The sequence below is a fragment of the Burkholderia sp. Se-20378 genome, from assembly GCF_017104665.1.
GTDB classification, from domain to species: Bacteria; Pseudomonadota; Gammaproteobacteria; order Burkholderiales; family Burkholderiaceae; genus Burkholderia; species Burkholderia lata.
The window spans coordinates 1-7,736 of record NZ_JAAGPG010000418.1; the positions used below are offsets into that span (position 1 = coordinate 1).

The following is a 7,736-nucleotide window of genomic DNA, read 5'->3' on the forward strand; positions in this document are numbered from 1 at the left end:
GAGCGCTTCGCTTTGCGCTTCCTGGGTGTCGAAAGCGTGAATCTCGATCACATCTCCTCCGGACTGCTTTGTCTGTTCAAATCGTACGAATCGTGGGGCACGTTGCCGCGGACGGTGGCGTGCGCGGCAACGGTTTGCATCAGTTCTCTTCTTCGAGCCAGCAGGTGTCGTGCTGCGCGAGCATCGCGCTCGCCGCGGCCGGCCCCCATGTGCCCGCCGCGTACGGCTTCGGCGGCTTCAGCGTGCGTGCCCATTCGTTCAGGATAGGCTCGACCCAGCGCCATGCGGCCTCTTGTTCGTCGCGGCGCACGAAGAGGGCGAGACGGCCGTTGATCACGTCGAGCAGCAGGCGCTGGTACGCCTCCATCTGCCCTTCCTTGAAGAACTGGTCGAACGCGAGGTCGAGGTGCACGCTCGCGAGGTTCATCCCTTCGCCCGGCTGCTTCGCGAGGCAGTACAGGCGAATCGTCTCGTTCGGCTGCAGCCGGATCACGAGGCGGTTCGAGCCGGGGCGCAGCGCGGTGGGCCCGAGCGCCGAATGCGGCACCGGGCGGAAATTGACGACGATCTCCGCGACGCGATCGGCAAGCCGCTTGCCGGTGCGCAGGAAGAACGGCACGCCGGCCCAGCGCCAGTTCTCGATCTCGACCTTCAGTGCGACGAAGGTTTCGGTCTGGCTGTCGGGCTTCACGCCCGGCTCGGTCGCGTAGGCCGGCACCTGCGCGCCCTTGATCACGCCCGCATGATACTGGCCGCGCACGGCAACCTTGCCGATGTCGCGCGGATCGACCGGCTTCAGCGCGCGGAGCACGCGCAGCTTCTCGTCGCGCACCGAGTCGGAATCCATCGAATGCGGCGGTTCCATCGCGACGATCGACAGCAGCTGCAGCAGGTGGTTCTGCACCATGTCGCGCAGCGCGCCCGTATTGTCATAGAAATCGCCGCGCGCCTCGACGCCGAGCTCCTCGGCGATCGTGATCTGGATGCTCTCGACCCATTCGCGGCGCCACAGCGGCTCGAACAGCGCATTGCCGAAGCGCAGCGCGAGCAGGTTCTGCACGGGTTCTTTACCGAGGTAGTGGTCGATCCGGTAGATCTGGCCTTCCGCGAAGATCTCGCCGACCGCGTCGTTGATCGCGTTCGACGACTTCAGGTCGTAGCCGAGCGGCTTCTCGAGCACGATCCGCGAGCCTTCGTTCAGGCCGACCGACGCGAGCGCCTTGCAGATCGGCACGAACAGCGACGGGCCCGTCGCCAGATAGAACACGCGGATGCCGGGCAGCGAGGCCACCGCGTCGCGCAGCACGACGTAGTCTTCCGCGCGGCCGAGATCGAGGTGCACGTACTCGATGCGATCGAGGAAGGACTTCCACGCAGCTTCGTCGAACGCCTTGCCGGCGGCCTTGGCCGCGTGCGGCTTCACGTGAGTGTCGACCCATTCGAGATACGACGCCCGATCCGATTCATGACGCGCCACGGCAACGATCCGGCCGCTCTCCGCCAGCATGTTCGCACGGTGCGCCTCGAACAGCGCGGGCAGGATCTTGCGCATCGACAGATCGCCGGTGCCGCCGAAAAGTACGAAGGTAAAGCTGGAATCGGTATGCATGTGTCTCCGCCGGGTTGGGGTGCTGGGAAGCGATCCGTAGTGCGATAAAAATATTTTTGACACTGAATTGTAGTTTAACTACAATCCGCCGCAAGGGGTAGCACCTGGGTGAAGAAAAAAAGAAGTGCGGTCGATGAACTGCGCGAGCTTCACCTTCGGGAACGCCTTGTGCCGAATGTTATCGGACATTGACGGCGCGCATCGTCAGCGCGACGTCGGCCCCGGGCTCGCGCCGCATCATTGCGGCGGGCCAGAAACACAAAGAGGAGACACGCCGTTGAATCTCGATTCACGCTTTCTGTAAGAGCCTGGCCGGTCATCGGCCCCGTACGCTGCAAGCGTCCCGCGGCTCGATTTCCCCGTCGTTATCAAGAAGCCGGTTCCCCCGTCGGGGAACCTCACGAGTTGATTCAGTCTGGAGGAGATAAGTAATGAAAGTTCGCTCGATCATGGGCGCGCTCTGCGCGGCAGGTCTGATGGCTGGCGCCGTGGCGGCGCAGGCAGCCGAGAATGTGACGGTGCTGCACTGGTGGACCTCGGGCGGCGAGTCGAAGGCCGTCGGCGTGCTGAAGGACGACCTGCAGAAGCAGGGCTACGTGTGGAAGGACTTCGCGGTCGCGGGCGGCGCGGGCGCTGCGGCGATGACTGCGCTGAAGACCAAGGTGATCAGCGGCGACGCACCGTCGGCCGCGCAGATCAAGGGCCCGCTGATCCAGGACTGGGCCGACCAGGGCGTGCTCGTCAACATCGATTCCGCTGCCGGCGACTGGAAGCAGAACCTGCCGCCGGAAATCGACAAGATCATCAAGTACAAGGGCCACACCGTCGCGGCGCCGTTCTCGGTGCACCGCGTGAACTGGCTGTACATCAACAAGGCCGCGCTCGACAAGGTCGGCGCGAAGGTGCCGACCACCTGGCCTGAATTCTTCGCGGTGGCCGACAAGCTGAAGGCCGCGGGCATCCAGCCGGTCGCGATGGGCGGCCAGCCGTGGCAGGACCTGACGCTGTGGGAAGACGTCGTGCTGTCGCAGGGCCCGGCGTTCTACAAGAAGGCGCTGGTCGACCTCGACCAGGCGACGCTGACCTCGCCGCAGATGCTGTCCGTGTTCGACACGGTGCGCAAGATCCAGGGCTACTTCGATGCCGGCCGTAACGGCCGCGACTGGAACCTCGCGACCGCGATGGTGATCAACGGCAAGGCCGGCATGCAGTTCATGGGCGACTGGGCGAAGGGCGAGTTCGAGAACGCCGGCAAGAAGTCGGGCAAGGACTACATCTGCGCACCGGTGCCGGGCACGGCGAATGCTTACACGTTCAACGTCGACTCGTTCGTGTTCTTCCAGCAGAAGGGCGACAAGGCGGCGACGCCGGGCCAGCTCGCGCTCGCGAAGACGATCATGACGCCGGACTTCCAGGAACAGTTCAGCCTGCTGAAGGGTTCGGTGCCGGTACGCCTCGGCGTGAAGATGGACAAGTTCGACGATTGCGCGAAGAAGTCGTATGCCGACGAGCAGACCGCGATCAAGTCGGGCGGCTTCGTCCCGTCGCTCGCACACGGGATGGCGCAGAGCGATGCGACCGCCGGCGCGATCACGGACGTCGTGACGAAGTTCATGAACTCGCAGCAGGATTCGAAGAGCGCGGTCGCCGCGCTCGCGAAGGCCGCGAAGGTCAAGTAACGCGCGACAGGCGCCCGGCCGGAAACGCTTCATCGGCCGGGCGTTTTTGCATGTGCAGCAAACGGGCTCGCCCGCGGGCTCGTGCCGTACCTGGCGCCGGCCCGGCCTGCGTCGCCCTCGTTCCAGGAGTCGAATCAAGTGGCTGCCCCTCTTAGCGGAAACGGATCCGGCGCTGCCGCCGCACGGCGTACGTCGCCGATGTCGGCCTTCGCCGATCGCTGGATCCCGAAGCTCGTGCTTGCGCCGAGCGTCGCGATCGCCGTGGTGTTCATCTACGGCTTCATCCTGATTACCGGCTATCTGTCGCTGACCAATTCGCGACTGTTGCCGAACTACGAATTCGACGGCTTCGGCCGTTACACGGACCTGTTCCAGAACGACGTGTGGTGGACCTCCGCCGCGAACCTCGGCTGGTTCGGGATTCCGTTCATCGCGATCTGTGTCGCGCTCGGGCTGTTCCTCGCGATCCTGCTCGACCAGCGGATTCGCAACGAAGGCGCGCTGCGCGCGGTCTTCCTGTATCCGATGGCGCTGTCGTTCATCGTCACCGGCACCGCGTGGCAGTGGATCCTGAACCCGGGCCTCGGCCTCGAGAAGGTGATGCACGACTGGGGCTGGGCGAGCTTCTCGTTCGACTGGCTCGGCGATCCGGACAAGGCGATCTTCTGCGTGGTGATCGCGGCCGTGTGGCAGTCGACCGGCTTCGTGATGGCGCTGTTCCTCGCGGGGCTGCGCGGTGTCGATGCGGAGATCTTCAAGGCCGCGCAGGTGGACGGCGCGACGCTGCCGACCATCTACCGCAAGATCGTGATCCCGAGCATGCGCCCGGTGTTCTTCTCGGTGCTGCTGATCCTCTGCCACATCACGATCAAGACCTTCGACCTCGTCGTCGCGCTGACGGCGGGCGGCCCGGGCACGTCGTCGTCGCTGCCGGCCATGTTCATGTACACGTTTTCGTTCAACCGCGGCCAGCTCGGGCTCGGCGCGGCGTCCTCGGTGATGATGCTCGCGACCGTGGTCGCGGTGCTGGTGCCGCTGATGTATATGGAATCGAGGAGCACCCGCAATGCAGCCTAAGATGACGATCAGCCGGGCAGTGATCTATGCGGCACTGATCCTGTTCGCGCTGTATTTCCTGTTCCCGATCTACGTGATGCTGTCGACGTCGTTCAAGGATCTCGACCAGCTGCGCACCGGCAACCTGCTGACGCCGCCCACCACGTGGACCGTCGACCCGTGGGTGAAGGCCTGGAGCGGCGCGTGCACCGGCGTGCGCTGCGACGGCATGAAGCCGTTCTTCCTGAACTCGCTGGAAATGGTGATCCCGGCCGTGCTGATCTCGTCGCTGATCGGCGCGTTCAACGGCTACGTGCTCACGCACTGGCGCTTTCGCGGCGCCGACGCGCTGTTCACGATGATGCTGGTCGGCTGCTTCATCCCGTTCCAGGTGATCCTGCTGCCGATGGCGCGCCTGCAGGGGATGCTCGGCCTCGCCAACACGATTCCGGGCCTCGTGTTCGTGCACGTCGTGTACGGCATCGCGTTCACGACGATGTTCTTCCGCAACTTCTACGTGAGCGTGCCGGCCGAGCTCGTGAAGGCCGCGCGCATCGACGGCGCGGGCTTCTTCACGATCTTCACGAAGATCCTGCTGCCGGTGTCGCTGCCGATCTTCATGGTGTGCCTGATCTGGCAATTCACGCAGATCTGGAACGACTTCCTGTTCGGGATCGTGTTCTCCGGCGTCGATTCGATGCCGATCACGGTTGCGCTGAACAACCTCGTCAACACGTCGACGGGCGTGAAGGAATACAACGTCGACATGGCCGGCGCGATCATCGCCGCGCTGCCGACGCTGCTCGTCTACATCGTCGCCGGCCGCTACTTCGTGCGCGGGCTGACGGCGGGCGCGGTGAAGGGGTAAGCGCGGCTTCATCCGATACGACGAACCGGCCGCGCCTCGCGCGCGGCGCATCGAAACGAACCCGACGCGGCGCCGGAGTGCGCCGCGCGAGACGAGACAGAGGATTCACAGCATGGCAAGCCTTTCCATCCGTGACGTGTACAAGACCTACCCGAACGGGGTGCCGGTCCTGAAGGGTGTCGACATCGAGATCGAGGACGGACAGTTCCTGATCCTGGTCGGCGGGTCGGGCTGCGGGAAGTCGACGCTGCTCAACATGATTGCCGGGCTCGAGACCGTGACGAGCGGCGAGATCTGCATCGACGGCAAGGTCGTCAACGACCTGTCGCCGAAGGATCGCGACATCGCGATGGTGTTCCAGTCGTACGCGCTGTATCCGTCGATGACGGTGCGCGAGAACATCTCGTTCGGCCTGAACATCCGCAAGGTGCCGAAGAGCGAGCAGCAGCAGATCGTCGACCGCGTGTCGCAGATGCTGCAGATCCAGCACCTGCTCGACCGCAAGCCGGGCCAGCTGTCGGGCGGCCAGCGCCAGCGCGTCGCGATGGGCCGTGCGCTCGCGCGCGATCCGTCGCTGTTCCTGTTCGACGAACCGCTGTCGAACCTCGACGCGAAGCTGCGCATCGAGATGCGCGCGGAAATCAAGCTGCTGCACCAGCGCCTCGGCACGACGATCGTCTACGTGACGCACGACCAGATCGAGGCGATGACGCTCGGCGACCGGATCGCCGTGATGAAGGACGGCGTGGTCCAGCAGTTCGGCGCGCCGCAGGAGATCTACGATTCGCCGTCGAACCTGTTCGTCGCGGGCTTCATCGGTGCGCCGCCGATGAACTTCATCAACGGCAAGCTGGTCGAGCAGGGAAGCGGGATCGCGCTCGAGATCGATACGGGCCTCGCGCGCAGCGCGCTGAACCTGCCGTTCGACGCGGCGAAGCTGAAGTCGCACGTCGGCCGCGAGGTGATTCTCGGGCTGCGTCCGGAGCGCATCACCGACGCGCGCAACGCGCACAACGGCGAGGCGTCGAACCTGCAGCCGATCGACGTGCGCGTCGACGTGACCGAGCCGACCGGGCCGGATACGCACGTGTTCGCGCAGGTGAACGGCAAGCGGATCGTGAGCCGCGTGCATCCGGCCGCGAACCCGCAACCGGGGCAGACCCAGTCGCTGCTGTTCGACGTGTCGAAGGCGGTGCTGTTCGATCCGGCGTCGGAAGAGCGGATCGCGTGATGTCGCGCGAGCACTGAACGAAGCAAAAAGGGCCGTCCGAAGACGGCCCTTTTGTTTTGGCGCGACGGTCGATGCCGCAGCGGCGCTCAGTGCGGCAGTCGCACGTCGAACTTGAACGTCGCGAGCCGCGCGACGAGGATGAAGCCGGTTGCGAGCAGCACGCTGTACACCGAGTCGAACTGCAGCCACACGAGCAGCAGGTAGAACCAGCAGCCGACGAACGCGCAGGTCGCGTATGGCCGCGAATCGCGCAGGATCAGCGGGATGTCGTTGCACAGCACGTCGCGGATGATCCCGCCGACCACGCCCGTGATCACGCCCATCATCACCGCGATGAAGCGCGGCATCTCGGCATCGAGCGCGATCGCCGTGCCCGAAATGCTGAAGATCCCGAGCCCGATCGCATCGGCGACGAGCAGCAACCGCTCGGCCGACAGACGCGACAGCATCCGCAGCACGAACGGCGCGAACAGCGCGAGCACGAAGATCGCGATCACGTAGTCGTCGTGCACGACCCAGTAGAACGGCCGGCGTTCGAGCAGGATGTCGCGCAGCGTGCCGCCGCCGAACGCGGTGGCGAGCGCGACGACGAACGTGCCGACCGAGTCGAGGCGGTTCTTGCGCGCCTCGATGAAGCCCGAGATCGCAAAGGCCAGCGTGGCGATCGCCTCCAGTATCGCGATCGCGAGCGTCAGCCTAGGATGCGGCACGCGGCCCCCGGTCGCCGGGTGCCGCGAACGGCTGCAGCAGCACCAGCACCGCGCCCGCGCCGCCGTCGTTGCCGCGTGCCTCGCAGAACGCGATCACTTCTTCCTTCTGCACGAGCCACGCGCGGACCTTGCCTTTCAGCACGGGTTCCTTGCCGATCGAGCCGAGCCCCTTGCCGTGGATCACGCGCAGGCAGCGCAGCCCTTTCTTGCCGGCTTCGCGGATGAACTCGGCGAGCGCGTCGCGCGCCTCGTCACGCCGCATCCCGTGCAGGTCGATCTGCGCCTGCACGATCCACGCGCCGCTGCGCAGCTTGCGCACGACGTCGCGGCTGATGCCGGGGCGGTGGTAGTACAGCGAGTCGTCGCTGTCGAGCAGCGTCTCGGGATCGAATTCGTCGGACAGCGTCGCGTTCAGCACGGCTTCCTCGTCGCGCTGCGTCTGCTTCGGCACCGGGTCGGGCGGCGTGCGGCCGGCCGCCGCGCGCGGCGGCGCGTTCAGCGGCTGGATGGTGCCGATCTCGTTGCGGAACAGGTTTGCGTCGGCTTCCGCCTTGCGCTCGGCCTTGGCCGTTTCGATGCGCTC

General features: G+C 65.5%; 7 protein-coding genes. 4 read left to right on the forward strand and 3 right to left on the reverse strand.

All coding sequences use genetic code 11. From position 1 onward, the window contains the following. Positions 1 to 139: 139 nt before the first annotated feature. A complete protein-coding gene (gene zwf, locus G3N93_RS29905; RefSeq protein WP_174941423.1) occupies positions 140 to 1,609 on the reverse strand; it encodes a glucose-6-phosphate dehydrogenase in 1,470 nt (489 codons plus the stop codon). A 431-nt stretch (positions 1,610 to 2,040) separates the two neighbouring features. On the opposite strand from zwf, the gene G3N93_RS29910 reads away from it, so the two are divergent. The 4 genes from G3N93_RS29910 (at position 2,041) to G3N93_RS29925 (ending at position 6,443) form a co-directional block, all read left to right on the forward strand. Next, a complete protein-coding gene (locus tag G3N93_RS29910) occupies positions 2,041 to 3,288 on the forward strand; it encodes an ABC transporter substrate-binding protein (protein WP_174944859.1) in 1,248 nt (415 codons plus the stop codon). A gap of 138 nt (positions 3,289 to 3,426) precedes the next feature. Continuing rightward, positions 3,427 to 4,365: a carbohydrate ABC transporter permease gene (locus G3N93_RS29915; protein WP_122944702.1), complete on the forward strand. Its 939-nt coding sequence runs from the start codon at positions 3,427 to 3,429 to the stop codon at positions 4,363 to 4,365. Continuing rightward, the gene (locus tag G3N93_RS29920) at positions 4,355 to 5,212 is read left to right on the forward strand and encodes a carbohydrate ABC transporter permease (protein WP_011351251.1); all 858 of its coding nucleotides are present in this window, start codon (positions 4,355 to 4,357) and stop codon (positions 5,210 to 5,212) included. The genes G3N93_RS29915 and G3N93_RS29920 overlap by 11 nt, the downstream gene beginning before the upstream one ends. 112 nt (positions 5,213 to 5,324) lie before the next feature. Then, complete coding sequence (locus G3N93_RS29925) at positions 5,325 to 6,443, forward strand: ABC transporter ATP-binding protein (RefSeq protein ID WP_206134572.1); 1,119 nt, start codon at positions 5,325 to 5,327, stop codon at positions 6,441 to 6,443. A gap of 86 nt (positions 6,444 to 6,529) precedes the next feature. Here the strand turns inward: G3N93_RS29925 and G3N93_RS29930 are convergent, their stop codons facing one another. Together G3N93_RS29930 and G3N93_RS29935 are read right to left on the reverse strand one after the other, a co-directional pair. Then, positions 6,530 to 7,153, reverse strand: a complete 624-nt coding sequence (locus tag G3N93_RS29930; RefSeq protein ID WP_011351253.1) for a trimeric intracellular cation channel family protein — start codon at positions 7,151 to 7,153, stop codon at positions 6,530 to 6,532. Further along, positions 7,140 to 7,736 (reverse strand): Smr/MutS family protein (locus G3N93_RS29935; RefSeq protein ID WP_206134573.1); only part of this gene is annotated, 597 nt, incomplete at its 5' end. The genes G3N93_RS29935 and G3N93_RS29930, both read right to left, overlap by 14 nt.